The 26,702-nt window shown below is 66.0% G+C and carries 17 protein-coding genes and 1 other RNA gene; 15 read left to right on the top strand and 3 right to left on the bottom strand.

Annotated features, from left to right (window positions below):
• Window positions 1–543: 543 nt before the first annotated feature.
• Both KA419_18755 and KA419_18750 read right to left on the bottom strand, forming a co-directional pair.
• A complete protein-coding gene (locus tag KA419_18755) occupies window positions 544–6,072 on the bottom strand; it encodes a WGR domain-containing protein (protein MBP7867974.1) in 5,529 nt (1,842 codons plus the stop codon).
• Entirely contained in the window at window positions 6,069–7,298 is a 1,230-nt protein-coding gene (locus tag KA419_18750; GenBank protein ID MBP7867973.1) for a M48 family metalloprotease, read from the bottom strand. The genes KA419_18755 and KA419_18750 overlap by 4 nt, the downstream gene beginning before the upstream one ends.
• Window positions 7,299–7,675: 377 nt before the next feature.
• Here KA419_18750 and KA419_18745 point away from each other — a divergent pair, with 377 nt between their 5' ends.
• The 10 genes from KA419_18745 (at window position 7,676) to KA419_18700 (ending at window position 17,777) form a co-directional block, all read left to right on the top strand.
• Complete coding sequence (locus tag KA419_18745) at window positions 7,676–7,876, top strand: winged helix-turn-helix domain-containing protein (GenBank protein MBP7867972.1); 201 nt, start codon at window positions 7,676–7,678, stop codon at window positions 7,874–7,876.
• Between the two features lie 33 nt (window positions 7,877–7,909).
• Window positions 7,910–8,310: RNase P RNA component class A (rnpB, locus tag KA419_18740), an RNA gene on the top strand.
• A gap of 240 nt (window positions 8,311–8,550) precedes the next feature.
• Complete coding sequence (locus KA419_18735; GenBank protein ID MBP7867971.1) at window positions 8,551–12,342, top strand: pre-peptidase C-terminal domain-containing protein; 3,792 nt, start codon at window positions 8,551–8,553, stop codon at window positions 12,340–12,342.
• A gap of 515 nt (window positions 12,343–12,857) precedes the next feature.
• Window positions 12,858–14,255 carry a dihydroorotase gene (locus KA419_18730; GenBank protein ID MBP7867970.1) on the top strand — a complete coding sequence of 466 codons (1,398 nt, stop codon included), beginning with the start codon at window positions 12,858–12,860 and terminating at the stop codon, window positions 14,253–14,255.
• Window positions 14,256–14,285: 30 nt separating this feature from the next.
• Window positions 14,286–14,870 (top strand): sigma-70 family RNA polymerase sigma factor, encoded by a 585-nt coding sequence (locus KA419_18725; GenBank protein ID MBP7867969.1) that lies wholly within the window; start codon window positions 14,286–14,288, stop codon window positions 14,868–14,870.
• A complete protein-coding gene (locus tag KA419_18720) occupies window positions 14,870–15,493 on the top strand; it encodes a hypothetical protein (protein MBP7867968.1) in 624 nt (207 codons plus the stop codon). The genes KA419_18725 and KA419_18720 overlap by 1 nt, the downstream gene beginning before the upstream one ends.
• A complete protein-coding gene (locus KA419_18715) occupies window positions 15,490–16,425 on the top strand; it encodes a hypothetical protein (protein ID MBP7867967.1) in 936 nt (311 codons plus the stop codon). Before KA419_18720 ends, KA419_18715 begins: the two co-directional genes overlap by 4 nt.
• A 34-nt stretch (window positions 16,426–16,459) precedes the next feature.
• On the top strand, window positions 16,460–16,651 hold the full coding sequence (locus KA419_18710; GenBank protein MBP7867966.1) for a hypothetical protein: 192 nt from the start codon (window positions 16,460–16,462) through the stop codon (window positions 16,649–16,651).
• 1 nt (window position 16,652) lies between these two features.
• The gene (locus KA419_18705) at window positions 16,653–17,405 is read left to right on the top strand and encodes an MBL fold metallo-hydrolase (GenBank protein MBP7867965.1); all 753 of its coding nucleotides are present in this window, start codon (window positions 16,653–16,655) and stop codon (window positions 17,403–17,405) included.
• A 45-nt stretch (window positions 17,406–17,450) separates the two neighbouring features.
• Entirely contained in the window at window positions 17,451–17,777 is a 327-nt protein-coding gene (locus KA419_18700; GenBank protein ID MBP7867964.1) for a GNAT family N-acetyltransferase, read from the top strand.
• An 87-nt stretch (window positions 17,778–17,864) separates the two neighbouring features.
• Here KA419_18700 and KA419_18695 read toward each other — a convergent pair whose 3' ends face one another.
• Entirely contained in the window at window positions 17,865–18,806 is a 942-nt protein-coding gene (locus tag KA419_18695) for a magnesium transporter CorA family protein (GenBank protein ID MBP7867963.1), read from the bottom strand.
• A 214-nt stretch (window positions 18,807–19,020) separates the two neighbouring features.
• Between KA419_18695 and KA419_18690 the strand changes: the two genes are divergently transcribed.
• The 5 genes from KA419_18690 to KA419_18670 form a co-directional block, all read left to right on the top strand.
• Window positions 19,021–20,163 carry an acyl-CoA dehydrogenase gene (locus tag KA419_18690; GenBank protein ID MBP7867962.1) on the top strand — a complete coding sequence of 381 codons (1,143 nt, stop codon included), beginning with the start codon at window positions 19,021–19,023 and terminating at the stop codon, window positions 20,161–20,163.
• A gap of 119 nt (window positions 20,164–20,282) precedes the next feature.
• Window positions 20,283–21,065 carry an enoyl-CoA hydratase/isomerase family protein gene (locus KA419_18685; protein MBP7867961.1) on the top strand — a complete coding sequence of 261 codons (783 nt, stop codon included), beginning with the start codon at window positions 20,283–20,285 and terminating at the stop codon, window positions 21,063–21,065.
• Between the two features lie 355 nt (window positions 21,066–21,420).
• Window positions 21,421–22,749 carry a 3-hydroxyacyl-CoA dehydrogenase family protein gene (locus KA419_18680; GenBank protein MBP7867960.1) on the top strand — a complete coding sequence of 443 codons (1,329 nt, stop codon included), beginning with the start codon at window positions 21,421–21,423 and terminating at the stop codon, window positions 22,747–22,749.
• A 12-nt stretch (window positions 22,750–22,761) separates the two neighbouring features.
• Complete coding sequence (locus KA419_18675; GenBank protein MBP7867959.1) at window positions 22,762–23,997, top strand: 3-ketoacyl-CoA thiolase; 1,236 nt, start codon at window positions 22,762–22,764, stop codon at window positions 23,995–23,997.
• Between the two features lie 333 nt (window positions 23,998–24,330).
• Window positions 24,331–26,702: ATP-binding cassette domain-containing protein (locus KA419_18670; GenBank protein MBP7867958.1), on the top strand; the 2,372-nt coding region annotated here is incomplete at its 3' end.

Genomic DNA, 26,702 nt, shown 5'->3' with positions numbered 1-26,702 from the left:
TTACTAACGTTTTCGCCGAACAATATCCGAAGTTATTTCGCAAAACCGGAGAAAAAAAATGGGGGGAGGCTCCGCGCTGACCCGGGAGAGGGGACCGGGCCGCGGGGCGCAAGACGCCGGGAAGCGCTGCGAGCAGGCCCGGCGGGAGGGTCGGGAAGGGGGACACTCACTTTTCCACTTCACTTGAGTGTCCTGTTTCGACGCCTGGTTGGGCCTGCACCTGGCCCCGCCTCGTGGCTGACAGGTTCCGCGGGATGGGCACCGGCCCGGGGGGGTGACGCGGGGGGAGGCGAGGGACGGTTAGGAGGCCCGGCGGGCGGGTCGGGAAAGGGACACTCAGTCTTCCGCTTCGCTTGAGTGTCCTATTTTACCACGCGCCTGGCCTGGCCTGCTCCTGGTCTCGCCTCGTGACTGGCTGGTTCCGCGGGATGGGCACCGGCCCGGGGGGGACGCGGAGGGAGGCGAGGGACCGTGAGGAGGCCCGGCCGGTGGGTCGGAAAGAGGACACTCAACCCAACGAATCAAGTGAGTGTCCCGGGATCATCATGGGCCCTTGCTCCCTTGCCTCGACTTCTCCTCGTAGCCCTTGCCGAGCTTCTCGCTGACCATGCGCACGGCGGCACGGCGGGCGGACTCGGGGTCCTCGAAGGTCTTCGCCTGTTCCTGTCCCGTGGTGCCGATGCGCCCGAATCGAACCGAGAACCGGTTTCCCGAAAGGGTTATCTCCCAGAATTTCCGGCTCACGCCGCCCACAAACTCGAAGTAACGGGGAGTGTTTTCCCGGATGTCCAGAACCCCAGATGGTAAAGGGGTTTCAGGGATGACACCCTCGGCGGCGGATGGAAGCGGATCCTTCTCGTCCGCTTGGGCGATCCGGTCGTCCAGCGCCTTCTCAAAGTCAGGGTCCGACTCGACCCTTTCTGACAATTGCTCTCCCCCGGCCACCGCCAGAAGGCGACGGATCACGCTCTCCCGGTCCTCGTACCAGTCCTTGGTGAGAACCCGGGCGATCTTCCAGCCGAAATCGGAGAGCAGACGCGGTTTGAAGACCTCTCGTTCCAGAAGGTCGCCGCGCCAGTAGGAGGGATCCGCGTCCACCAGCACCCCCAGGCGGAAGGCTTCCTCTTCCCCGGTCCGGCAGGCAAGGTCGCAACGGAAGTCCGACATGCCGATGTTGAAGTCCACCGTGTAACCGGCTTGGGTGAGGGCCTGGCCGATCTGCTGAGCCACGATCCCTGGACGCGAGGCGCGGGCCAGCTCCGCGGGGTCGCGCCAGAGGCAAAGATCGTGGAGGACCCGGCGTGCGCCTTCCCCGTCTCCCACCGAGCAGGCTGCGGCGTAGCGCAGGTAGTTTTTCAGACAGTTCGCACCATCGTTGTAGTCGTTGGTGATATCACCGGACCGAAGGGAACTGACCAGGACCATGTGATGCCGGGCCCTGGAGAAGGCCACGTTCAACCTCCTCTCCCCTCCGGACTGGTTGATGGGCCCGAAGTTCATCCGCGTCCTGCCGTCCGGACCCGGGCCATAACAGACGCTCATGACGATGACGTCCCGCTCGTCTCCCTGGATGTTCTCGAGATTCTTCACCAGAAGGCCGATGAATTGACCGTCTTCCTCCCGGGTCAACTCGGCCTCCAGTTGCTCCGAAAATGCCACGTCTTCCCGGGCCAGCCGGTCGAGGGCGTCCTCGATCTCCCCCTGCTGCGCCTCGGAAAACGCCACGATCCCCAGGCTCGGACGGGGTTCCTCCCGGAGGAGCGCACGGACAAGGTACGCGATGTAGTCAGCCTCCATCCGGTTGCAGCGGTTGAGGTAAACGGAACCCTCCATCCGGTGGAAGCTGACGGGCCGCCTCAGAGCCTCCCGGCCGTTCGTCTCGCCCTCCCGGATGTCCCTGACCACGATCTCCCTGCGTCGGGCGGGGCTGAGTTCCTCCTCGGGCACCGTGAGCAACCTGCCCTGATAGAAGGCCCAGTTCGAGAAACCAATGAGGGATTCGGACCGGCTTCGGTAGTGCCATCCCAGCATGCGCGACGGCAGGTTCTTCGCGGCATGGGTCAGGAAGCTGTTCACACTGAGGTCGTACTCCACGGTCTCCTCGTCCTCCTCCACGGAGAACACCGCCTCCTCCTCACTCTGCTTGGCCGAGAAGAAGTTGGTGGGGGGGAGTTGCATCTCGTCACCCACCACGATGGCCTGGCCGGACCTGAAGAGGGCCGGGACGGCTTCCTCCAGGGTGATCTGGCTGGCTTCGTCGAAGATGACCACATCGAAGCGTCCCCCGTCCAGGGGAAGAGTGTCCGACACGCTCAGGGGGCTCATCAGCCAGATGGGTTTCAGATCGTCGATCACCAGGCCCGAGTCGCCGGAAACCAGGTCGCGGATGGCCCTGAAGCGCATGGTCTTCCCGAACTCGTGTTCCAGGTCCCGCCGCCCCCTGTTGTAGCGTTTCTTGAACTCCGCCTGCTCCCGCGTCAGCTGCGCCGCAGCCTCGGAAGCGAGTCTCACGTTCGCCAGGAACCGGCCCCGCACCTGTTCCTTCACCAGTTGGGCGTTCAATTCCAGCCATTTCCGGTGCGCCGTGACCAACCGGCGGCTGACGACATCCCTTTTCTGCTCGTCGAAAACCCGAAGGTTGTGGTCTCTGCGGTAGAGGACGTCCAGGGTGCGCCGGATGGACGCCGCCTCCATCTCCACGGGGCCCAGGTCGAGATGGCGGAACGCACCGGCCAGGTCTGGCGGCATGGCGTCAAGCTCGGTAAGACACCTCAGGAAAGCGTCCAGGTCGCCCATCGCCTCCCGCATGGCCCCCAGATGCCGGAGCAGGTTCTCCGGGGATTCCTCCCCACAGTCCAGAAATACGCCCGCAAGGACCTCTGCCAGTTGCTCGAGGCCCCTGAGGCAACGGGACAGTTCCCGGACCGCAAGGTCGGGGTCGGGCCGGCCCAGGAGATGTCGAAGCCGCGCCGCCCCAAGCTCCGTCCCGGCGAGACGTCCCACCCGCTCCACGCACGCCAGCGTTTCGGCGACGTCCCCGGTGATGCCGCAGACGTGCCGCATCTCGTCCACCGCGCGCCGGTGGGCTTCGGCACTCTCATACTCACGGACCAGGGCTTCGATGACCCGGCTCCAGGGTGGCCGGACGACGTGGGCCCCGAAATCGTAACGTTCTTTCAGAATGCGGCGGAGACGCCACCAGGCGGGTTTAAGAACCGCCAGGTTGGCGCTCTCCAGACGGCGCGCCTCGTCCAGGGCCACTCTCGCCTCGGGCAGGCTCAGTTTTCCGCGCCAGTTGACGGTCTCGCGCGAGGCGGTCTCGGCAGCCGCCCAAGCAGTCTCGCAGGCGGTGCGGTACGCGACGAACCGGCGCGCCGGCTCTCCCCGATCGTCCAGGATGTCCATCAAGTGCTGTCGCGCCAAGGGTTCGGCTTCCGCCGCGAAGGACACAGTGTCTGCCGCATCCACGAGGGTCCCGCGCAGGGCCGGCGGCACCCCCGCTGCGTCGAGGGCGCTGACCAGTCTCTCGAGTTGGGGTATCGTCGCGTCGAGAGCGGCCCGGACAAGCTCGGCCGGCCGCTCCGCGTCCTTGAGGCCCGGGCGGAGAAACCGGAACGGGTGCCTTCTCAGGACCCGGTCCTCCCGGATCCTGGCGAGACTGTCGAAGAATGCCCCGATTCGGGCACGGTTCGCCGCCCACTTGGCGTAAAAGGGCACGCGCGCCACTTCCGCGACGGACAGCTCCGGGGGCGGGATGCCCAGTTCCGCGCCCCGGCACAGGAGTGACTGGCAGGGCAGACCGGCTTCGTCGCCCGCATCGACCATGGACTCGGCAAAGGCCTCTGTCGCGTCCGCCTCGTCGTCGAGGATTGCGTCGAGGCAGGCGCGTCGGCGTGCGTAGCGCTTGTGACCTGCCTGGGCCGCCTGCACGAACGATTCGTACGTCTGCTTGAGGTCCTCCACGAAGGCCCGCTTGTCGGCCTGCGAGTCGTGGATCAGGCAACAAAGCTCCTTGAGGCCTCTCTGTTTCATGCGGGAATAGACCACGTCAATGGCTGCGCGCTTCTCGCAGACGAAGAGCACCCGTTTCCCGCGGGCCACGTAGTCGGCCACAAGGTTGGTGATGGTCTGGCTCTTCCCCGTACCCGGCGGGCCCTGGATGATGTAGCTCCCTCCTTCACGGGCCATCTGGATTGCCGCTGCCTGTGTGGAGTCGGACATGACGATGTCGAAGCGCTCTCCCAGGGGAGGCGCGACGGGTTCGCCCGCACCCACGGGCCGGGGTTTCAGGGAGAAGGCGGCCTCGAAGGCGGCGTTGGCCGGAGAGCTGTCCAGTAGTTCGGTGTAGTCCCGCACGAGGGTCATCTTCCGGTAGTGGAAGTTCCCCAGAGTCACCCGGCAGAGGTCGAACTCCCACCGGTAGGGGTTGCCGCTTTCCCCGTCCCGGAGAGCATAGAAGGACTTCTCCTTGAACTCGGTCCCGGTCTCCGCGGGGGGCACGGCGAAGTGGCGCGGACGGGGCCGTTCCTCGAGAATCCTCGCCAGATGGGTCTCGGAGGGCCGGACCCATGCGTTGAAGATCCTCAACCCCAGGGGGTGGAAATTCACGGGATCGTAGCTGTAGTCCAGGTCCATGAAACGGCGCACGCTCCGCCCCGAGAGGCGGATTCGCCTCCGGTACATGTCCAGACGCCGGCGGGCGCGCTCATGGATCAGGTCGATCCGGGGTCGTTCGACCTTTTCCAGGGACACTGCCGCGTCCGAAGCGCCCACCTGGGCTTTCAGGGCCTCGAACAGAGCATCCAGGTCGGTCTCGCCCAGGTCGAGGGTTTCGGGGAGCCCGATGCCGTAAAGCTGTTTGAGCAGGTGCCGCAAGACCGGGTTGACCTCGGCCACGGTGTCGAGGGGCTCGAGGAGGTAGGTGTCACGGATCCCCTTCTTCCGGGTCAAGCTTGCCGGGAGCAGGACCAACGGCGAGTAGTACAGCTCTGGCGGTTTCGCCTTCACGTCCGCCCAGCGGAGAAAACAGACCACGAGCCGAAGTTGCTGGAAGCCGAACTCGGCTTCGTCCCGGAGCGCCTCGGTGCGGATGCGGTCCATGGCGGGTTCGAAGTAGAGTGCCTCGCGCACGTTCACGTAGCGGTTCATCGGGACCGGCTTCCCCGATACGATGTCGTCCCTGAAGCGCCCTCCCCAGGTGAGGATCTGGTCCGCCTGCATGGTTTCGATGTGCATCGACAGGGGGACCGACGCCTCGGTGAGGCATACCGTCCCTGAAGTGTCGCGGAAATGCAGCAGCCGGTTGCGCCGAGAGATCTCGAAGAGCCTTTCCTGGAGGCGGCTGAGGATCACCTGCCGCCTGCCCCTCAGGTCCTTTTCCCCAAATCCCCGGACGCTCTTGAGGTCGAACTCGAAACCGGCATCCTGCTCGCGGTAGTTCTCCAGACTGCGGATGAGCGCTCTCAGGTCCTGAGGGCGCCGGTGCCGGCTCAACTCGGTCATCCCGGTGATGGCCCGGGCCAAAACCGGGTGCAGGCCGGGGCAGATCGTGAACAGGTTTTCCCGGTGATTCACGAAACGCTCCAGGTCTTCCGGGGCCCGAAAGTCCAATGCGCAGGCCAGCGAGGCCAACAGCATCCCGAGGCTGAAGACGTCCGTCAACGGGTCGTGATGGTTGAGGGCGTGCTCCCAGTTGACGTAACCGGGCAGGAAGACGGGCCGGGAGGGCTCCTCCCCCGTATCGCCGACGCGCAGGTCGGACCGCCTGTCGAGGCCTTCCCCGACGTCGAGGGTTCGGCGGTGTTCAGCCACCACCTCGAGGGCGCCCTTGGCGGGGCGGTCGATCAGGCGGATTTTTTCGAAATTGACCGCCAGGGGCTTCCGGGCGGAGTCTTCGAACCAGATGGCCGTTCCTTCCACGCGCAGACTGGACAACCCCTCCAGGGGGGCGACCATCCTTGCCGTGTGGGTGTCCACCACCTGGCGCATCAGGGGCAGCATCGCCGCCAGGGTGTCCTCCGTGGAAAATCCGGCTTCCAGGCGTTCGTTGAGGAAATCGCACAGGGACCTCATGCTTCGCCTCCCGAACGTCGCGCTTTCGCCAGGAGGTCGGGGGCGTCCACAGCCAGTTTGTCGTACTGCGCCTTGCGGAGCTTGAGTTCCTTGCAGGCCATGGACTGGAAGTGATTTTCCCAGCCCAGTCGCCTGCTGACAAGGTATGCCGCCGCCAGGGCCGGTTCCTCCAGGTCCCGGTCGCAGGCTGCGAAATCCAGCAGGACGTAACAGAAATACTGGGCCAGTTTCTCGTCCTCGATCGTTGCCAATTCGGCCAGTTCAGCGTCGGACACGGGCGGCGGGGGGGGATCGAAATCGTCGAAGAAGAGGCGGGCGTGGGCCAGGACCGCCTCGCTGCCGTGAAACCAGGGCTCGGCCAGGAGGGTGTCCACCAGGCGCCGTGTCATCGCGGCCACGTGGCGCTGCTCGAGAAGGTCCATGCCGTCCAGGGTCGGGCGACCCTCAATGATCAGGCGGACCTTTGCATCGACTCCCGTGTCCCCGTCCGCCCACAGTTTCAGCGCCCAGGTCCGGACGAAGCACTCGGGGTGACTCAGACCGTCGGTCTTGGGACTGCCTTTTGCGAAGATCTCCTCCGTCTGCCGCAGGTAGCTTTCGGCGCTGACGGCGCCCAGCCCCGTCTCCGCCTTGACCAGTGCGGAGACCACCGCGGGGAGGTCGCCGCAGGCTGCCAGGGAGCACCGGTCGCAGAAGATCTCCTTGTAGAGCTGGAAGAGGCGGTAGCTTTCGTGGTGGACCGGCTGGCTGGCCGGATCATGGAGAAGAGCGTTCAGCAGGTCCGCAGCGATGCGGTACCGCCGTTCCCAGTGCTCGAACAGCCGGAAGTGACCCAGTTCATGGCCCAGGACGGCGTCCAGTTCCACTCCCTGCAGCTTCTCCAGCACCGGGCCCTGAAAGGCCACGTGGGCTTCCCCGGGGATGTAGAACAGGGAGGCGTTCAGCGCGGCGGAATCCCCCTGCTGAAGCTGGTAGAGTGTGATCGTCGCGGTGACACCCAAACGTTCCCGCACGCGGTCCGCCGCCGCGTACAGCTCCGGGCGGTCCTCGCGGTCCAGGCGGTAGGTGGCCTTCAGAAGTTCCAGACGCATGCGTTCGGCATGCTCAGGCCCGGTGAGTTCCCGAGAAAACCAGTCCCACGCCCTCGCCTCCTCCACGGCCAGGTGGTCTGCCAGGGCCTTGAGGTAGGGAAGGGGCTCGAGGGAGACGGGTCTGGGAGTTTCCATGGCGTAAAGCGACCTCCGGTGGTTTCTCTCGACGATACCGTTTCCTGCTCCCTCCGTCAAGAGCGTTGTCGAGGGGGAGATATCGCCCGCAGGCCGGTGAAGGGCCGGAAAACCCGGGACACTCACTGAGCCGGGGCAGGTGAGTGTCCCGGGTTACGACAGGGGACACTCACGGAGACGGGGGAAGTGAGTGTCCTGCACCTCGCCGCCGGACGCCAACCAGGGACACTCACTTCGCGAGAGAAGGTGAGTGTCCCTGGCTTACCCGCTTTCCGGACGTGCGCCCGATCGTTGTCGGGGGGTTGCCTTCAAGGTCGAAGCGTGATAGCATCACCGGCTGGTTTGAAAACGATTGACTTTATCTGGAGGGTTGTGAGATGACCAACGATGAAATCGGGACCGTCGCGGGAAAAATATGGCACTACCTCGATGCGAACGGGGAGTGCACCATCGCCCGGCTGAAAAAGGAACTGGGCGACAACGACACGGCCATCCTGATGGGACTGGGTTGGTTGGCGAAGGAGGACAAGCTGGTTTTCGTCAAGCGCGCCAGCGTCCTTTCCGTCAGCCTGAAGTGAGAGAGGAGGGGAGCAGGAAAGGTACGATTTGCCCGAAGCGGACGACGCGGACGCTCCCCGGGCCCGTCCCCTGCCGGTAAACCGGCAAGGGACGCCGGGGGGAGGAAAGTCCGGACTCCACAGGGCGGTGCGCCTCCTAACGGGAGGGAGGGGTGACCCTACGGAAAGTGCAACAGAGAGCAGACCGCCGATGGCCCGAAAGGGATCAGGCAAGGGTGAAACGGTGGGGTAAGAGCCCACCAGGCCCGCGGGCAACCGCGGGTGCTTGGCAAACCCCGCACGGAGCAAGGTCGAATAGGGGGGCGATCGAGGCCGGCCCGGCCGAAGCCCCCGGGTAGACCGCCAGAGCCGCGGGGAGACCTGCGGCCCAGACGAATGTCCGCGCACCCCGGGAACGGGGTGAACAGGATCCGGCTTACGCGCCGCTTCGGGCTTTTATTTTTTCGCCATTCCGCCGCGTCCGGCCGGTCTCGGCCGGAAACCGAAGAATCACGATTAATCGTGACGCAGGACACTTTTTTCTTCCCACATGGACTTTTGTGTGAGAAAATGCACATAACCATGTGGGGAGGTTTTCAATGATGCGTCGATTGGGCTTTGCTTTTCTTTTTGCATTCCTTTCTCTTTCATTGGTTTATGCGGCACAGGTCACGGGGGGTGCCAAGCCGGAACCGATGGACCGCTACGAGGCGACCATCGGGTCGGATGCCTACCAGTTCTCGCCCCTGCACAAGGGGTCCCTGGGGATGGTGCGGATGTACAGTGTGATCGTCAACCCCGACGCGGCCCGCGCGGGGAACTGGGGCCGTCACTTCTACCGGCTGGTGATCTGGCCGGAAGGCCGACCGGACGAGGTGGTCCTCATCCACAACGGCCGGGGCGACATGGACGGCGCCGGCCGGGTCCTGGCCGAGTTCTTCTGGGACGGCCGCGACCAGTACGGGAACCTGGTGCCGGCGGGGACGTACGAGTTCTGTTTCCGCGCCCGGTTCCTGCCGATGCTGGACCAGCGGATCCACTCCCTGCAGTCCTACGCGGACCTCGACGCCATCGAGGCGAAGGAGGAGGCGCAGGAGTCCGTGGAGACGGTGGTGGTCAACTACGACCTCGACCCCTCCATGGCCCAGCACCTGCGGCTGATGCGGGCCGCGGGCGCCTGCCAGATCCAGACCAACACGCCGCTGGAGTCCGGCTTCGGGTACAACTTCTACTACGGCTCCAACCACAGCCACTCGAACCTGTCCGACGGCGGCCTGGACGCCGCCACCAGCTCCACCTGCAAATCCGGCCAGGACGGCTACGGCGTCTGGGGACCGGCCGAGATCTACGCCTACGCGCGGAACGAGGCCGGCTGCGACTTCTGGATCATCACCGACCACAACCACCAATTCGACGACTCCGTGAACCACAAAAACCCGCCGTTGACCGAAGCCAAGGTCAAGCAGGCCTACCAGGCCGGGTTGGCCGCCGCCCAGGCCGCCACGGTGAACGGCTCCTTCGTGGCCCTCTTCGGCCAGGAGTGGGGCACCCTGGCCACCAACGGCGGGCACATCAACATTTACGAGAGCCCCAAACTCTTCGGGTGGGACACCTGCTCGTCCTGCACCGGGTCCAACGCCGAGTGCACCCCCGGGAGCAACTGCTACTTTGACGTCTTTACGCCCAAGAACATCCACCTGCCCCTCTATGCGCGGATGGTGGAGAATCCGTCACCGGCCGGGTCCATCGGGCACTTCTGCCACCCCAGCAGCGGGGATTTCACCAGTTTCACCTTCGACGCCAATGCCGACAACGCCCTGCAGGGCATCGCCATCCGCAGCGGGCTGGCCTTCTCGGTGGGGGCCTTCACCTGCGCCGATTCCAACATCGGAAGCTCGGTCTACTTCACCCGGTGGGCGGAGGCGCTGAACAAGGGGTTCCACCTGGGCCCGGTCATGGACCAGGACTCCCACTGCAACAACCACGGCGTGGCGGTGCCCAACCGGACCTGTTACGTGGTCCCCAACGGCACGTCGCCGGCCCTGACCCGGGCCAACATCATGGCGGCCCACCGGGCCCGGCACTTCTTCGCCACCGAGGACCCCAACATCCAGCTGGTCTTCACCGCCGGCAACGGGAAAATCATGGGCGACATCTTCACCGCCCCGGCGGGCCTGAGCTTCCGCGTGGCGGCCTATGACCCGGACGGCGAGACCTTCACCGCCGTCAAGGTGTTCCGCGGCCAGATCGGCGGCGGGGCGGTCTCCTCCTCCTCGCCCTGGCAGAGCGTGACCAACCAGAGCACCTACACCTTCTCGGACACCGTCAGCTCGGGGACCTACTACTACTTCGTGCAGGTCACCCAGAGCGACGGCCACGACGCCTGGTCCGCCCCGATGTGGGTCACCTACAGCGGGTCCACCACCTACACCATCCAGGGCAGCTGCGGCACCTCCGGGGCCACGGTCACGGCGGGCTCCTACACGGCCACGTCCGACGCCTCGGGCAACTACACGCTCTCCAGCCTGCCGGCGGGCACCTACACCGTGTCCGTCAGCAAGAGCGGGTGCACCTTCAGCCCGACCTCGCTGTCGGTGACGGTGGGCCCCAACGCCACGGGGAAGAACTTCACGGCGGACTGCACCACCTACTACAGCATCGCGGGCAACTGCGGCACCGCCAGCGCCACGGTGACGGCGGGGACGAAGTCGGCCACCTCGGACGGCTCCGGCAACTACACCCTCAGCAACCTCACTGCCGGGACCTACACGGTGTCGGCCAGCAAGAGCGGGTGCACCTTCAGCCCGACCTCGCTGTCGGTGACGGTGGGCCCCAACGCCACGGGGAAGAACTTCACCGCCTCCTGCGGCACGACCTACTACAGCATCGCCGGCAACTGCGGCACCGCCAGCGCCACGGTGACGGCGGGTTCGGCCTCCACGACGGCGGACGGTTCCGGCAACTACACGATCAGCAACCTCACCGCGGGGACCTACACGGTGTCGGCCAGCAAGAGCGGGTGCACCTTCAGCCCGACCTCGCTGTCGGTGACGGTGGGCCCCAACGCCACCGGGAAGAACTTCACCGCCACCTGCGGATCGGGGGACACCCAGTTGACCAGCGGCACGACGCTCAACAGCCAGAGCGTGGCCCTGAGCGCCTGGAAGTACTACTACATCACCGTGCCCTCGGGCGCCACCAGCCTCGAGTTCAAGACCACCAACGCCTCGGCGGACATCGACATCTACACCCGCGCGGGATCCAAGCCCGACCTGTCCAACTACACCTGCCGGCCCTACTCCGGGTCCGGCAACGAAACCTGCACGGCCACCAACCCCGCGGCCGGGACCTGGTACCTCGGGGTTTACGGGTACAAGGCAGCGACCTTCTCCGTGACCGCCACCGTCGTTGCCGGCGGGACCACCTACTACAGCATCGCAGGCAGCTGCGGCACCGCCAGCGCCACGGTGACGGCGGGGTCCTACTCGGCCACCTCCGACGCCTCGGGCAACTACACGATCTCCAACCTGCCGGCGGGCACCTACACGGTGACGCCCAGCAAGAGCGGGTGCACCTTCAGCCCGACGTCCACCTCGGTGACGGTGGGCCCCAACGCCACGGGCAAGAACTTCACCGCCAGCTGCGGGTCGGGCACCACGGCGCTCACCAGCGGCTCGACCCTCACCGGCCAGAGTGTGGCGCTCCAAGCCTGGAAGTACTACACCATCGCGGTGCCCTCCGGCTCGACGGGGCTGACCGTCGCCACCTCCGGCGCCTCGGCCGACATCGACCTCTACGTGAAGTTCAACGCCCAACCCACCGGCTCGGTCTATGACTGCGCGAAGGAAACCTCGTCGGGCAACGAGACCTGCACCATCAGCAGCCCCAGCACGGGGACCTACTACATCGGGGTCTACGGCTACGCTGCCGCCTCCTACGCCATCACCGCCACGGTGACGGGGGGTACGGGCCTGACCGAGCGCCTCGCCAACGGCGGCTTCGAGACCATCACCGCCAGCTGCGCCACGGCCCCCGACGGGTCCTGGGCCCGCTCCGCCTACACGGGGACCGCCTTCAACATCCTCGTCACCGGCAGTTCCTACTACCCGCGTACCGGGAGCGACCTCGCCTACCTGGGCGTCTACAACAGCTCCACTCAGACCCTCGACTCGGCGGCGATCACCATCCCGTCCACCGCCACCCAGGCGACCCTGAGCTTCTACGTCTCCGTCGTCACCGCCGAAACCGGGACCACCGCCTACGACAAGCTGGAAGTCCAGCTGGTGAACACGTCCGGGACCGTGCTGGCCACGCTCGGCACCGTGACCAACCTGGATAAAACCTCCAGCGCGAGCACGTACGTCCAGAAGAGCTACAGTGTCCTCTCCTACAAGGGGCAGACCGTGAAGGTCCGCTTCAAGGCCACCAACGGCAGCTCCTACGTCACCACCTTCCGTGTGGACGACGTGAGCCTGATGTCCAACTGAGACCCGGGATTCTCAAAAAACAGGGCGGCTTCGGCCGCCCTTTTTTGTGGAGTGCGCCGCCACCGGCTCGCCGAGGGCAAAGCGGCGGGCACATCGCGCGGCGGCGCTTTCCCCGTTGTGCCTTGACGAAACCCCGCGAATTAAGGCGATCTGCCATTAGAGGACAAAGGGACCCAAAGGACCAAAGGGACCTGATGGACAGCGGCTCCGGGCGGTCTTTTGTGTCCTTTTGGTCCTTTGGGTCATTTGGTCCTTTTCCCCGATGACAGGGGGGCACTCTCCGGCGGCTTCAATTTCCCAATCCCGCCCGCGGGTTAAATCGCCGCCGAGCGGCGAGGCCCTGGGGTTGGGCTCGGCGGGACGGTGGTGGTCACCCTCCCCAAGGGCTTGCTCCAGCGGCGCCGCCAGGTGGCGCATGCCGTCATCGTCCCGCAGGGATCTCGAAAGAGGTTGCAGGAAGCCCGCGTTCTGTTAGAATTGCCTCTTGCGCATTGCGACGTGGAGGGGAGGTTCGATTGGCCCGCAGCGGCTCGGAATTCTCCGGGAACGTACTCAAGCGATCGAGGGAAACCGTTTTGGAAAAAGTGGGGAAAGACAAGCGTGTTCGCGGGAACCCCGGTGGCGGGGCCACGTCCCGGGAACTCCTGGTCTCCGGGGGTGTGCTGATCGATCCCGCCCTTGGAAAGCCCCTTCGCCGGAACCTGGTGATTCGCGGCGGGCGGATTGTCGATCTGACCCGCCGGGCGACCCCCGCGGGCGACTTGCTTCGGGTGGACGGCTGCTGGGTCTGTCCCGGCTTCGTCGACCTCCACACCCACCTGCGCGAGCCCGGGCAGACGCACAAGGAAACCATCGCCTCCGGGCTCGCGGCCGCGGTCCGGGGCGGGTTCACCGCCGTCGCCGCCATGCCCAACACCCTTCCCCCGTGCGACAGCCCCGAGGTCCTGCGCTTCGTCGTGACTCGGGCGGAGGAGGCGGACGCGGCGGAGCTGGTCCCCGTCTGCCGGGTCACCCGCGCCGAGGCCCCCGACGAACTCGTGCCCATGGACGAACTGGTCCGCCTGGGGTGCCGGGCTTTTTCCAACGACGGCGCTCCGGTGGAGAAGGCCGGCGTCATGGCGGCAGCCCTTCGGGAAGCACGCCGGCTCGGGGTCGCGGTGCTCGACCACTGCGAGGACCCGACCCTGACGGCGGGCGGGGTGATGCAACCGGGGCGACGGGCGGACGCCTGGGGATTGCCGGGGCTCTCCCCTCTCGCGGAGGAAATCCACGTGGCCCGGGACCTCCTGCTTGCCGCCCAGACGGGTTGTCCCGTTCACCTCTGCCACCTTTCGACCGCCCGCGGGGTGGATCTGCTCCGACTGGCAAAACGCTGGGGCGCGCCGGTCAGCGCCGAAGTCTGTCCCCACCACTTCGTCCTGTCGGTCGATCACCTCAGGGAACCGGACCCCGATTACAAGATGAACCCTCCTCTCCGGTCCGTCCACGATCAGCATGCGCTTCTGGACGCGCTGCGCGACGGGGTCATCGAGGTGATCGCCACGGACCACGCCCCCCATGCCGCGGAGGAGAAAGGGCAGGGTTTCCTGAAAGCGCCCTTCGGGATCGTAGGCCTGGAGACGGCCGTCAGCCTCTGCCTGGACCGCCTGGCCCGAACGGGTGTTCTCGGCCCGACGGCCCTTGTCCGGGCGCTGGCCGTCCGCCCGGCCGAGATCCTGGGCCTCGAGGCCCGCGGCCTGGGGCCGGGGAGCGCCGCCCACGTCACGGTCCTGGACCTTGAAGGCAGGGTGACGGTGGACCGAAACGCGTTCGTCAGCCGGTCGCGCAACACCCCCTTCCACGGGATGGTGCTGATGGGCCGGGTCCGGGCCACCCTGGTGCGGGGACGGGTAAAATTCCATGATCCGGTGTGAAACATTGACGAGAGGGGTCGCGTATACGCCGTGAACGTAGGCGATTTGCACGAGCAGGAACTGCACGTTATCAACCGGCTGCTCGCGGGGGACACCGAGGCCTACGAGGAACTGGTGCGGCGCTACGAGAAGCCCATCATCAACTACATCTTCCGTCTCGTGCAGAACGTCGACGAGGCCATGGACATCGCCCAGGAGGTCTTTGTAAAAGCGTACTACGCGCTGGACAAGTACGACAGTTCCTACCGGTTCTCCACGTGGCTCTACCGGATTGCCCGGAACGCGGCCATCGACGCCCTCCGGAAGCGGCAAGGGTTCGAGCGGTCGCTGGACGAGCCGCTGCGCGGGGCCGGCGGTGCGGAAGTCCCGCTCCAGGTCCCTTCCATGGACGACACCCCGGAGGAACGCGTTCAGAGCCGGGAATTCGCGGTGAAGTTCAGCGAGGCCGTCGAGTCGCTTCCCACCGAGTACCGGGAGGTGATCACGCTTCGCCACATCAACGAGTGTTCCTACATCGAGATCGCCGACCTCTGCGGCATCCCGATCGGGACGGTCAAGAACCGGATCTTCCGGGGGCGCGAGATGCTGCGGAAGAAGCTGGAAGGAGTCATCTGATGGACCCGAACTGCAACGAACTCGACATCATCCTCTACACGGAAAACGAACTGCCGGAAGCCGACATGCTCCGGCTCGAGTGCCATTTCAGCCAGTGCGAGGAATGCCGCCGGCTCCTCGACCATCACCGGGTCGTCCGTGCGGCGCTGAACCACGCCGCGTCCATTCCCGTCCCGGAAGGTTTCTCCCTCCGGGTCATGGAGGCCATTCCTTCGCCCTACCGCACCTTCCTGTCCACGGCCCGGGAGAAGATCCTGGCGGCTGCCGCCGTCATCACCCTCGGCGTCCTCTCCCTCTCCTTCTATGTTCTGGGGAGCCCGGCCGGGGCGGGGGGCGAGACGGTGGCCATCCGTTTCAACCGGCTCTTCGCCGACGGGGTCACGCTGGTGCTCAACGGGTTCCGCTTCGTCCTCGCCTTCTTCCGGCTGGTGATGGACGTTGGCCGCTTCATCCTCGGTGAAGTGTACTTCCTGCTCTCCACCCTGGCGAAGGTCCTGCTGGTGACGCCCGGCGGCAGGATGACGCTGGCCTTCTCCCTGGCCGCCCTTGCCGGGGCCTCGCTTCTCCTGGCCCGCCGTCGCATGCCTCGCCTGGCCCCACGGAAGGAGGGGACAAAGGGATGACGTCTCGCGGCCGTCTCGCGCTCCCATTCACCCTGTGCCTGCTGCTGGCCGCGTCCGCCGCGGCGGCCGAAGGCGATTCCCGGATCGTCGTCGAGAAGGGCCGCCAGGCGGCGGACATGATCATCGCCATCGGGACCCCCGTGGTGGTGGACGGGACCGCCGCCAGAGGGGTCGTCGCCGCCGGGAGCACGGTCACGGTTACGGGCCGGGTCGAAGGGGACGTCGCCGTGATCGGGGGCGCCCTGGTCATGACCGAAACCGGCCAGGTGACGGGGAACGTGCTCCTGATCGGGAGCACCCGGAACGTTTCGGCGAAGGCCCGGGTCGATGGGAAGCTCTTCGCGTCGCCCTTCTTGGGCGAAGATGTCCGGCTGTTTTTCACCGACCCCTTCGGGTATCTCTTCTCCCAGAGCTACGACCCCTTCTCCATCGCCAAGCGTATCTTCTTCTCCCTGGCCTGGTTCCTCCTCGCCATGGTCATCATCAAACTCTTCCCCACCCACGTCGCCTACGCCAGCAACCAGGTCCGCAAGGATTTCTGGATGGTGCTGGGGACCGGTGTCATCGGCGTCGTGGGGGCGTTCGCCCTGCTCGTGCTCTTCGTCCTCCTGTGCCTGGTGCTGATCGGCATTCCCCTCCTGGTGGTGCTGGTGATCTTCTTCTTCTGCGCCTGGGTGTTCGGGGCCACCGTCTTCCTTTGCACCGTCGGCAACGTCCTGTCGCGGCGGCTGAAGATCCCCGGACGCAAACCCCTGTTCAGCCTGTTGCTGGCCATCGGCGCCTGGACCATCCTGAAGTTCGTCCCGGGCCTGGCGTTCTTCGTGCAGCTCCTCATCATGACGGCGGGTATCGGCATCTCCCTCGCCTCGCACTTCGGGAAGGGGACCCCCTGGTTCCGTTCCCGGTCCGCGAAGGCCGCCGCGGTGCGCTGAGGGCGCCGCCCGGCTCCCACGGCCGGAGGTCACGATGGTCAAGTTCCTGCTGTGGTGCATCCTGCTGGTGATCTGCTGGCCGCTGGCCCTCCTCGTCCTCCTGCTCTTCCCCTTCGTCTGGTTGCTGCTGCTGCCTTTCCGGCTGGCGGGGATCGCGGTCGGCGCCGTCTTCGACCTCCTCCGCGCCCTGCTTGGCCTGCCCGCCCGCCTGATCCGGAGAATCTGAAATGGACCGCGTGGTCTTCCTCGGAACCAACGGCTGGTTCGACACCGAGACGGGCAACACCCTGAGCCTGTTTGTGGAGATGGGCGGCTTCCGGTTCGTTCTCGACGCGGGGAACGGTATCCACAAGCTCGACCGCTTCGTGGCGGAGGGCTCTCCGGAACCGATCTACCTTTTCCTGAGCCATTTCCACCTGGATCACGTGGTGGGTGTCCATGTCCTGAGCAAGTTCCGCCTGGCCGGCGGGATGGTGATCGGCGGGCCGGAGGGGACCCGGGAGCACCTCGGCGCCCTGATGCGCCCCCCCTTCACCAAGGCGCCCGGGGACATCCCGTACCCCGTCGAGTTCCGGGAACTGCCGGCGGAGGTCGGGTCCTTCCCCTTTTCGGTCGAAGTCCTCCCCCTGCTTCACACGGGGCTGACCCTCGGCTACCGTCTCTCCGCAGGGGGAAAAGTCCTGGCCTACTGCCCGGACACCGGCTACTGCGCAAACGCCGTCACCCTGGCCCGCGGGGCGGACCTCCTGGTGACCGAATGCGCCTACGGCATCGGGGTGAGGAGACCCCAGTGGCCGCACCTCAACCCGGGGGACGCGGCCCGGATCGCGTCCGAGGCGGGGGCTCGGAAACTGGCCCTCGTCCACTTCGACCCCCGCCACTACCCGACCCTGGAACACCGCCGACTGGCCGAGAAGGCCGCTCGTGAGACTTTCCCCGCCACCCTGGCCGCGACGGACGAATTGGAAGTCGCATTTTGACGGAAAAGGCGGAAGGGTGGTCCATGGAGCCGATGACCGAGGCGCATGGCCGTGACGTGCCGGATCTGTTCAATCATTGACACTCCCGCAAAAAGTCGGAAAACGAACCAAAACAGTGTCGTAACCCCTTTGTTTGAGCCATCTTTCGGAGGGCGATGGTACTTTTTGCGAGGGCATCAATCATTGGCGGACGCCCGCCACCGGGGGATCGACCGCATCCTCGCCAGTATCTCCTCCCGCAACGAAGAGAGCCTCGCCTTCCACCACAATCACGGGTTCACCGAATGTGGCCGCTTCCCCGAGGTCAATGTGAAGTTCGGCCAACCCCTCGACGTCGTCCGGATGATCCGCAGGCTCGACACCGCCGATTGATGAAGTCGGAAGAAGGGGGAGCGAGACCTGCCGGTCGGGGACCGGAAATGGATCTCCGGTGCGGGGAATTCGCGCTCGGGGTTTTTCTCAGAACCAGTTTCTTCGCTTGAAGAGCATGACGCCCACGACGGAGAGAAGGAAGGAAGCCACGATGACCGTGATGAAACCGAAATTGTGGGCCTTTTCGAGCCCGTTGGGGACATTCATCCCGTAGATGCTGGCCACCAGGGTCGGGATCATGAGGATGATGGAAATGGAGGTCAGCCGCTTCATGATCACGTTGAGGTTGTTGGAGATCACGGAAGCGAAGGCGTCCATCATCCCGCTCATGATGTCGGAGTGGATGTTGGCCAGTTCGATGGCCTGCTGGGTCTCGATCTCGGCGTCCTCGATGAGTTCCCGGATCTCGTCGTCAAGGGGGTATTCCTTCCCCAGCCGCGACATCTTCACCTTCACGATGAGGATCCCGTTCCCCTTCAGGGAGGTCATGAAGAAGACCAGGCTCTTCTCGATCCGGAGAAGGTTCTGAAGCTCCTTGTTCTTGATGGATTTCTCCAGCTCGCTCTCGGCGATGCGGATCTGGTGGTTGATCTGCTTGAGGAACTTGAGGTACCACACCGCCGAGGACACCATGAAACGCAGGTAGAGGTCGAAGAAACTCCGCACGGCGATGCCCTTGCGGCGCTTGTGGGCCATGAAATCCGCGAAGAACGGGGTCTCGAAGAAACAGAGGGTGATGAAGACGTCCTGGTAGGTGAGGATGCCCAGGGGGACGGTCACGAAGGGGAGTTGCCGGTCGTCGGTCTGGTGGGGGATGCGCAGGATGATGAGCTGCCAGTCGTCGTCGATCTCGGTGCGCGGGCGCTCGTCCACGTCGGAGATGTCGTTGATCAGGCCGGCCGGCGCCTTGAAGTGATCCACGAGGTACTGGATCTCGTCCGGGCTGGGGTTCACCACCTTCACCCAGCAGCCGGACTCCCATTCCGGAATTTCGGCGAAACCACGGCTCGTCCTGTGATAGGTGATCATCCCGGTTTACCTCGCGGCTGTCTCAGATTCTGCCCGTTGTGAAGCGCCTGACCGGTGGGGGGAGGCCAAATGCAAAGAGAACATTATACCGGGAAAGGCCCCCCCTGGCAAGCACTGAAAATCGACGATCCCCGGGGAAAAATGCTGGGAGAAGCGCCCCGAATTGCGGTAAAATAGCGTCCCAATCCCGAGACCGAAGAGGAGGCGTTATCCCATGGACTACGAACTGAACGACATCCAGGCGGCCATCCGCGACGAGACACGGAAGTTCGCCCAGAACCGGCTCAAACCCCTCGTGGAGAAGATGGACGAGGAGAACAGCTACGACCTTTCCCTGATCCCCGACCTGGCCGAGCTGGGTTTCTTCGGGGTCATGGTGCCCGAAGAGTGGGGGGGGGCCGGCCTCGACACCCTGTCGTACGCCCTGGTCATCGAGGAACTGTCGAAGGTCTGCCCGTCCACGGCGGTGATGCTCTCCGTTCACAACTCCCTCCTCAACGAGACGCTCTACAAACTCGCCGACGAGGACCAGCGCAAGAAGTGGCTCCCCCGGGCCGTCACCGGCGAGATCGTGGGCGCCTTCGCCATCACCGAGCCCGAGGCCGGCTCCGACGCCGGCGGGACCCGCACCCGCGCCGTCCGCGACGGGGACCACTACGTGCTGAACGGCACCAAAATCTTCATCACCAACGCCGACTTCGCGGACCTCTTCATCGTTTTCACATCCACGAACCCCGAGGCGAAGACCCGCGGCATCACCGCCTTCTTCGTGGAGAAGGGGACGGAGGGTTTCAGCCTGGGGAAGAAGGAGAACAAGATGGGCCTGCGGGCGTCGTCCACGCGGGAGCTCGTGTTCACCGACGCCCGCGTCCCCGCCGCCAACCGGATCGGGCCGGAGGGGGAGGGCTTCAAACTGGCCATGAAGCTGCTGGACGGCGGCCGGATCGGCATCGCCTCCCAGGCCCTGGGCATCGCCGAGGCCGCCTTCGCCGAGGCGCTGGCGTACAGCAAGGCCCGGAGGCAGTTCGGGAAGGCCATCTCCGAGTTCCAGGCCATCCAGTGGATGCTGGCGGACATGGCGGTGGACATCGAGGCCGCGCGCAACCTGGTCTACAAGGCCGCCTCCCTCAAGGACGCCGGCAAGCCCCACTCCCGGGACGCCTCCATGGCCAAGCTCTTCACCACCGAGATGAGCAACCGGGTGGTGAACAAGGCCCTCCAGGTTTTCGGCGGCTACGGCTACATCAAGGACTTCCCCATCGAGCGCATCTACCGTGACCAGCGCGTCACCCAGCTGTACGAGGGCACCTCGGAGATCCAGCGGATGGTCATCTCCCGGTCGCTCCTCCAGCCCTGACGGCCTCGCAATCGGACCTTCGGCCTTGGCCGACGGCGCGAGCGAAGGGGTCACGAACCCGTTTCCGACCGTTTCCGGTCGTTTTTTTCGAGATCATCAATCCTGCCACGAGGTGCACCATGGAAGAAAGATATGTCAAGACCGAGCCGAAGGCCGAGGGCGTCGTCGTGGTCACCCTGGACCGGCCCGATGCGCTCAATGCGCTCAACGCCGAGGTACTGGGGGAACTGCACCGGGTGTTCTACCGCCTCGCCCACGACGCGTCGGTGCGGGTCGTCATCCTGACGGGGGTGGGGAAGACCTTCGTGGCCGGGGCCGACATCAAGGAGATGGCGGACTTCGGCCCGGCCCAGGCGTCCGAGTTTTCCCAGCGGGGCCAGCGGGTCTTCTCCCAGATCGAGGACTTCCCGTGGCCCGTCATCGCCGCCGTCAACGGCTTCGCCCTGGGTGGGGGGTGCGAGCTGGTCATGGCCTGCGACTACCGGGTCGCCGGCGAGAAGGCGAAGCTCGGCCAGCCCGAGGTGAACCTGGGCGTCACCCCCGGCTTCGGCGGGACGCAGCGCCTCACCCGGCTGGTGGGCCGCCCGAAGGCGAAGTACCTGCTCTTCACCGGCGAGGTGATCCCCGCCGAAAAGGCCCTCGCCCTCGGCCTGGTGGACGAGGTCGTCCCCCAGGACGCCCTTCTGGAGCGCTGCCTGGAGATCGCCCGCACCATCGCCGCCAAGGGGCCGGTGGCGGTCCGGCTGTGCAAGGAGGCCGTCAACCAGGGCGTGGAGTTGGACCTGCACCGGGGCCTGGCCTTCGAGGCGGAGGTCTTCGCCCGCACCTTCGCCACCGAGGACCAGAAGGAGGGCATGCGCGCCTTCGTCGACAAGCGCCCGGCGGTGTTCAGGAACAGGTAGACAGGCTGAAGGTGGACAGGCTGAAGGTCGATAGGCTGAAGGGGAACCGGGGAAGACGGCAAACGTCCGCTTTTCGCTGATGATCCCCCGCTGGCGCTCGGGGCGACGGCGATGGCCGAGACGGCGGCGCCGGCGGCCTTGTCGCTGGCGAGAGAGCCGGCGATGCGGATGGCGATGGCGAGAGCGACTGGCAAGAGCGACTGGCGATGGCGATTGCGATAGCAGCGATGGCGATGGCGATGGCGATGGCGATACCGATTGCGATACCGATACCGATGAATTCAGAAGGAGAACGGATTTCCGGACCTACAGCCTACAGCCTTCAGCCTAATAAGCTACTGACAGGAGGATACACATGGAATTGAACGAGCGCCTGCAGAACACGGCCGTGATCGGCGCGGCCGGCAAGATGGGGAGCGGGATCTCGCTCCTGCTGGCCCAGGAGACGGCCTTCCTGGCCCTGGAGAACCCCGGAGTCCCCCACGTGCTGAACCTGATCGACATCAGCGACGCCGCCCTTCAGGGGCTCCTGCGTTACATCCGGGAGCAGTCCCGGAAGACCGCGGAGAAGCAGATCAACCGCCTCCGGGCCCTCTATGCCTCCCGGGCGGACCTGGTGGAGAACGGCGACATCGTGGAGGAGTTCGTCCACGAGGTGATGCTTCACCTCCGGACCGGCAAGACCCTTTCCCTGGCCTGGGAGTCCCGGCTGGTCTTCGAGGCCGCTTTCGAGAAAGAGGAGCTGAAATTCGACCTCTACAAGGAGTTGGCCGCCCACTGCCCGCCCCAGACCTACTTCCTCACCAACACCTCCTCCATCCCCATCCACGTGCTGGCGGGACAGGGGAACGTGCCCTCCCGGATCATCGGCTACCACTTCTACAACCCGCCTGCCGTTCAGAAACTGGTGGAACTCATCACCCCCGGCGTCTGCGACGAGGAACTGAAGGCGCTCTCCCGGGAACTGGCGAAGCGGCTGGGGAAGACCATCGTGCCCGCCAACGACATCGCGGGCTTCATCGGGAACGGTCACTTCATGCGGGACGGCCTGCACGGGATCGGGGAGGCGCTGAACCTGGCCGGGGAACTGGGCTTCCCCAAGGCCGTCCTCGCCGTGGACAAGGCCTCTCGGGACTTCCTGCTGCGGCCCATGGGGATCTTCCAGCTCATCGACTACGTGGGCGTGGACGTGTTCCAGCTCATCCTGAGGGTCATGGACCGCTACATCCCCGACGCCGGCCTCCACAGCGACCTGATCGACCGGTACATGGAACTGGGCGTCAAGGGCGGGCAGACCTCGTCGGGCGCCCAGAAGGACGGGTTCCTCAAGTACGAGAAAAACCGCCCGGTGGGGGTCTACGACCCGGAGCGGAGGGAGTACGTTCCCCTCGAGGGCCTGGGGAAAGAGGTGGACGCGTGGCTGGGGCCCCACCCCGCCCCCGAACTCTCGTGGAAGGCGCTCCAGCGTGATAAGGCGAAGGATGCGAAGCTGCGGGCCTACTTCGGGGGGTGGCCCGGCCTCGACACGAAGGGCGTGGCCATCGCCCGGCGGTACTTCGAGGCCAGCCGCGCCACGGGGGAAATGCTGGTGTCGTCCGGCGTCGCGGCGGACCCCGCCGACGTGAACGCCGTGCTGACCCTCGGCTTTTTCCACCTGTACGGCCCCATCAACGACTACCTGTGAGGGAGGAAGACCATGAAAAGACTGAGAAAACCGGTATACCTGGCCGCCGGCGCCTACACGGTGAGCCTCGGGACGGGGCGCAACGAGTTCAACCCCGTCAAGCCGCGGCCCGGCCTTGACCATTACATTCAGGAGGCGGGGAAGGCGGTCCTCGCCCAGATCAATGACCCGAACTTCATCGACGAGGGGGTGATCGCCAACTTCATGGCGGCCCGCTTCAACCGCCAGGGGCACCTGGCAGCCATGCTCCCCGCCATCGATCCCTCGCTCGAGTACAAGCCCATGGTCCGCGTCGAGGGAGCGTGCGGCTCCGGCGGGCTCGGCCTGGCCACCGGCATCAAGAGCGTCCTGGCAGAGACGGCGGACGTGGTGCTGGTCTGCGGCGTGGAGGTCCAGAACACGGTGAAGGCCATCTACGGCGCGGACTACCTGGCCGGCGCCGGGCACTATGCCACGGAACGCAAGAGCGGGCACGCCTTCTTCTTCCCCGCCAAGTTCTCCGACCGGGCGGGGGCCTACTGCGAAAAGTTCGGCGCCGAGCGGACCCGCAAGGCCATGGCGAGATGGTACGTCAACGCCATCGAGAACGCCCGTTTGAACCCCCTGGCCCAGGAGTACCACAACAAGGCGGAGAACCTCGAGGCCCTGGGGATGGCCCCGCCGGATGCCGCGGTCTTCACCGAGCACCTCAACTTCTTCGACTGTTCCAAGGTGTCGGACGGCGCGGCCGCCATTCTGGTCTGCTCCCGCGAGGGCTGGGAACGGTTGGGGCTGACCCGGGACGACGTGGTGGAAGTCACCGGCCTCGGCCAGGTGGAATCCAACCTCACCGCGCCGCCGCCGGACCTCGCCGAGCTGGCCACCAGCCGCCGGGCCGCCGCGAGCGCCCTCGACATGGGCGGCGTGGGCATCGGCGACGTGGGCGTCTTCGAGGTGCACGACTGCTTCACCATCTCCGGCATCCTCAGCGTCGAGGCGCTGGGCCTGGCCGCCCCCGGCGAGGGTCCGGACCTCGTCCTGGCGGGCGAGACGGCGCTGAAGGGGAGTCACCCCGTCAACACGGGCGGCGGGCTGGTGGGTTATGGCCACCCCACGGGTGCTTCCGGTGTCCGCATGGCGGTGGACCTCTGGAAACAGCTCACCGGCAGGGCGGGGGATTTCCAGGTCCACCCCCGGAAGGAGTACGGCCTGATGGTCTCCATGGGAGGCAACGACAAGACGGTGGTCTCGGTCCTCGTCCGGAAATAATTCGACCGTACCGCTCAACAACCGCTTCCGTCCAAGGGCCTCTCGCAAAGGCGCAAAGACGCCAAGCCTCGCAAAGGACCTCGAAAGAGCTTCACCGCTTCCTGGCGAGGCTTCGCGCCTTTGCGTGAGGCCTTCCGGACCTGATCTCGCCGAGGGGCCAGGCACGCCAGACCGGGCGGCGAAACCCGGGACACTCACGCGTCCGGGCACGCCGGCCAGCCCCTCCCGCCGGGGTTTCACGACGCCGGGTCCCGGCCCGAAAAAACGGGTGAAATGACCGACCCGTTCTGGTAGAATCGACCGCGTTCCAAATCCCCCCGGGAGCCGACGACCATGGCCAAATCCGACAAGGACAAGGACGACAAGAAATCCTCGTTGGGCGTGTTCGCCACGTTCGCCATTGCCCTGCGCTACTGGAAGCCCCACTGGCCGAAGGCCGTCCTGCTCCTGGTCATGCTGGCCGTCCAGCAGGGGTTCATCGCCTTCCTCGCCTGGAGCCTGGGGGAAGTGGTGAAAAAACTCAAGGTCACCCCGCCCGACGAGAAAGGGCTGGTTCTCCTGGTCGCCCTGCTGGCGGGCGGTTTCGTCGTGGCCGGCGTGGCGACCCTCCTGGCCGACTACTTCGGCGCCCGGGTCGGCGCGGACATCATCAACACCGTGCGCGCGCGCATGTTCATGCACCTCCAGCACCTGCACATCGGCTACTACTCCCAGACCCAGAGCGGCGACATCGTCGCCCGCTTCACCAGCGACCTGGCCGACATCCAGAAAGGGCTGACCCTGCGGATCATCGACGCATTCCAGGCCATGATGGGCCTGATCATCAGCATCCCCATGGCCTTCGTCATCGACTGGCGGCTGGGCCTGGCCATGGTGGCCAGCCTGCCGATGCTGGGCATGGGCACCTTCATCTTCGGACGCCGGGCCGCCTCCTCCCGTTACAAGCTCAAGCAGGAGGAGGCCGGGATCGCGGCCACGGTCCAGGAGAACGTCCGCGCCCAACCGGTGGTGAAGGTCTTCGGCCTGGCGGGGCTCCTGATGCACCGGTTCCACGGTCAGCTGGCCAAGGTCGGGAAGCGATACGTCCGCGCCGAGTTCCTGGCCCAGCTCGTCGGGACGGCGTCCACGCTGGGGGTGCAGTTCGGGCAGGTCGCCGTGATCGGTGTCGGCATCCTGCTGGCCATCAACGGGAAGATCGAGGCCAGCGTGCTGGTCGCCTTCATCACCCTGCAAGCCAACATCAGCAAGCACGCCTACGACCTGATGAAGAAGGTGGTCCCCAACCTCATCTCGTCGTCGGGCGGGCTCCAGCGCATCGAGGAACTGCTGGCCGAACCGGTCCAGGTCCGGTCCATGGCGGGGGCGCCGCGGCTGCCCCGGATCCGGGGCCCCATCCGCTTCGAGCGGATCGTGTTCAGCTACGGCGACGGCCGCCCCGCCCTCAACGACGTCTCCTTCGACATCCAGCCGGGCCAGAAGGTCACGCTGGTGGGGCCGAGCGGGTCGGGGAAGAGCACGGTGCTCCAGATGCTTCTCCGCTTTTACGACCCGCAGCAGGGGCGCCTGCTGGTGGACGGCCACGACCTGAGGGCGGTGGACCTGGCGGGCTACCACGCCCAGATCGCCGCCGTCTTCCAGGACAGCCTCCTCTTCTCGGGGACGGTCCGGGAGAACATCCGCCTGGGCCGGATCAACGCCACCGACGAGGAGGTTTACGCCGCCGCCCGCCTCGCCGAGATCCACGACATCATTATGGGCCTGCCCGAGAAGTACGAGACCGCCGTGGGCGAACTGGGCGGGCGCCTCAGCGGCGGGCAGCGCCAGCGCCTCTCCATCGCCCGGGCCATGCTTCGCAACCCGCCCATCCTGATCCTGGACGAGGCCACCTCGGCCCTCGACCCCGCCACGGAGTCGGCCATCAACGCCACCCTGGACCGGGTGGCCCAGGGCCGGATCGTGGTGGCGGTGACCCACCGCCTCGCCTCGGCGAGGAACGCCGACCGGATCCTGGTGATGGACCAGGGGAAGCTGTCCGAGTGGGGGACCCACGACGAACTGCTGGCCCGGAAGGGAATCTACTACGGCTTGTGGGCCAAGCAGAACGGCATCGAGGTGGACGCGGAAGGCGTCAAGGCCAGCGTCCAGCCTTCCTGGCTGGCCCAGGTCCCCCTCTTCGCCGACCTCACCGACACCGAGCGCAAGGACATCGCCTCCCGCTTCCAGACCGAGACCGTCGCCCAGGGCCGTCCGGTGGTCCGGGAGGGGGATCGGGGCGACCGCTTCTTCATCGTGGCACGCGGGAAGGTGGAGGTGGTCCAGTCCGTGGGGAAAGCGGAACGGCGCCTCGCGGTGCTCACCGACGGCGACTTCTTCGGGGAGATGGCCCTCATCCACGACGCCCCGCGCAACGCCACCGTCCGGACCCTCATGCCGGGCGTGTTCCTGACTCTCACGGCCGAGGAGTTCAAGAAGATCATGGAGTTGCACCCCCACGTCCGGGAAGTCATCGAGCGGACGGCGGCCCAGCGGCGCGCCGGGATCATGACCGGAGAGCGCGCGATGGCCCCGCCGCCTCTCCCGGGGGGCTACCCCGCGCCCCCGCCGCCCCCGACGCGAGCAGTCCCCATCGCCCAACCCCAGCCGACGCCGCCCCCGCCCCCGCCGCCCGGGGCCTACCCCGCCCCGCCCCCGCCCCCGCCCTCCGG

It is taken from the genome of Acidobacteriota bacterium, assembly GCA_018001935.1.
Lineage (GTDB): Bacteria > Acidobacteriota > JAAYUB01 > JAAYUB01 > JAAYUB01 > JAGNHB01.
This window is presented reverse-complemented; position numbering and strand designations above follow the sequence as displayed.

Coding starts and splice junctions, on each gene's coding strand:
- KA419_18685 (MBP7867961.1), top strand. CDS start 20,283: ATGGAAGAAAGATATGTCAAGACCGAGCCGAAGGCCGAGGGCGTCGTC.
- KA419_18680 (MBP7867960.1), top strand. CDS start 21,421: ATGGAATTGAACGAGCGCCTGCAGAACACGGCCGTGATCGGCGCGGCC.
- KA419_18735 (MBP7867971.1), top strand. CDS start 8,551: ATGGACCGCTACGAGGCGACCATCGGGTCGGATGCCTACCAGTTCTCG.
- KA419_18690 (MBP7867962.1), top strand. CDS start 19,021: ATGGACTACGAACTGAACGACATCCAGGCGGCCATCCGCGACGAGACA.
- KA419_18700 (MBP7867964.1), top strand. CDS start 17,451: ATGGCCGTGACGTGCCGGATCTGTTCAATCATTGACACTCCCGCAAAA.
- KA419_18705 (MBP7867965.1), top strand. CDS start 16,653: ATGGACCGCGTGGTCTTCCTCGGAACCAACGGCTGGTTCGACACCGAG.
- KA419_18755 (MBP7867974.1), bottom strand. CDS start 6,072: ATGAGGTCCCTGTGCGATTTCCTCAACGAACGCCTGGAAGCCGGATTT.
- KA419_18675 (MBP7867959.1), top strand. CDS start 22,762: ATGAAAAGACTGAGAAAACCGGTATACCTGGCCGCCGGCGCCTACACG.
- KA419_18710 (MBP7867966.1), top strand. CDS start 16,460: ATGGTCAAGTTCCTGCTGTGGTGCATCCTGCTGGTGATCTGCTGGCCG.
- KA419_18745 (MBP7867972.1), top strand. CDS start 7,676: ATGACCAACGATGAAATCGGGACCGTCGCGGGAAAAATATGGCACTAC.
- KA419_18720 (MBP7867968.1), top strand. CDS start 14,870: ATGGACCCGAACTGCAACGAACTCGACATCATCCTCTACACGGAAAAC.
- KA419_18750 (MBP7867973.1), bottom strand. CDS start 7,298: ATGGAAACTCCCAGACCCGTCTCCCTCGAGCCCCTTCCCTACCTCAAG.
- KA419_18695 (MBP7867963.1), bottom strand. CDS start 18,806: ATGATCACCTATCACAGGACGAGCCGTGGTTTCGCCGAAATTCCGGAA.
- KA419_18715 (MBP7867967.1), top strand. CDS start 15,490: ATGACGTCTCGCGGCCGTCTCGCGCTCCCATTCACCCTGTGCCTGCTG.